The sequence below is a fragment of the Candidatus Limnocylindrus sp. genome, assembly GCF_040397215.1.
Taxonomy (GTDB): Bacteria; Chloroflexota; Limnocylindria; order Limnocylindrales; family Limnocylindraceae; genus Limnocylindrus.
In genome coordinates this window covers 1-1,470 of sequence record NZ_JBBAWK010000015.1, presented here as the reverse complement: position 1 = coordinate 1,470, position 1,470 = coordinate 1, and the positions used below count along the sequence as shown (strand labels likewise).

The window sequence follows — 1,470 nt, the reverse complement described above, 5'->3', positions numbered from 1 at the left end:
TTCTCGTTCTCCAACATCAAGATCGACGGCAAGGCCACCTCGTACACGATCACGGGCGGCACCTTCGAGGCACCGTGGGATCCCGACGAGGTCATCGACCTGCTCGACTGGATGCCACTACCATCCGGGCCGAACGCCACCGGCATCATCCGCGGACCCGAAGGCCCCGCGGGCCCGCCCGGAGAGCCCGGCCCGGCAGGCGGCCCCCCGGGACCAGCCGGAGCCGACGGCGCACCCGGGCCCACCGGCCCAGCCGGGCCCAGCGGACCCGCCGGCCCGCAAGGCCCATCGGGGTCATTGGATCTGACAACACTCACCGTCAAACCCACCGTGGTGGACGCCGACACCTTCGTCATCGGTGATTCTGCGGCAGCGAACGTCACAAAGAAGACCACCTGGGCGGGCATGAAGTCCGCCCTGAAAGCATTCTTCGACCCGACGTATGAGGCGAAAACTAACAAGGGTGCCGCGAACGGCTATGCCGGGTTGGATGCAACGACCCGGCTGCCCGCCGCCCAGTTGACGCTGTCTGCTGTTGAGTTTAAGGACGTGTGGAATGCCTCAACGAACTCGCCGGCGTTGGCGAACGGCACCGGCCAGTTGGGTGATTTGTATCGGGTTTCTGCTGCCGGTTCGCAGTTTGGGCAGTCGTTCTCGGTTGGCGATGCTGTGTTGTATGACGGCACGGCGTGGCAGCGGTTAGGCCCGGATTCGGCGAACTTTGAGAAGGTCGCCAATAAGGGTGTCAACAACGGGTATGCGTCGTTGGATGCTGCGGGAAAGCTGCCGAGTTCGCAGTTGTCGGTGTCTGCTTTGGAGTACAAGGGCACCTGGAACGCGGCGACCAACACGCCGCCTCTAGTGTCCAATGTGGGTACGCCGGGTGATATGTGGCGGGTGACTGTAACGGGCACGCAGTTCGGCGTGAAGTTCACCGCTGGTGACTTTGCTCTTTACAACGGCACTAAGTGGGAGACCGCTACGTCGGGCACTGCGGGTGTTTCGACGGTTGCGGGTTTGGCGGGTGATGTTGCGGCTGCCCCGTTGAAGGCGGCCCTCGCGCTTGATCTTGTTAATAACACGGCTGACGTGACGAAGAATGTTCTGTCGGCGACGAAGCTGACGACGCCCAGGACGATCAACGGGGTGACGTTTGATGGCACCGCGAACATCACGGTTGCGGATGCCACGAAGGAGCCGGTGATTGCGCCGGGTACTGCCGCCCAGTATTTGCGGGGCGATAAGACGTGGCAAGCCTTGCCGGCCGGGTATGCGCTGCCGGTTGCTTCGGCGACCGTTTTGGGTGGTGTGAAGCAGGGCACCGGGGTGACGATTGCTGCGGATGGCACGTTGTCGGCGGGTGGTGGCGGCCTGGTGACTGCGCCGTCTGTGGCTGGTTTCCCGGCTGCTGGTGAACCGGGCAAGGTGTATCTGGCGACAGATACCGGCGACGCCTACAGGTTTGATGCG

At 63.4% G+C, this 1,470-nt stretch carries 1 pseudogene; it reads left to right on the top strand.

Features of this window, described 5'->3' with window-relative positions:
* A pseudogene (locus AC3LCN_RS04535) lies at nucleotides 1–1,470 on the top strand (hypothetical protein); the annotation flags it as partial.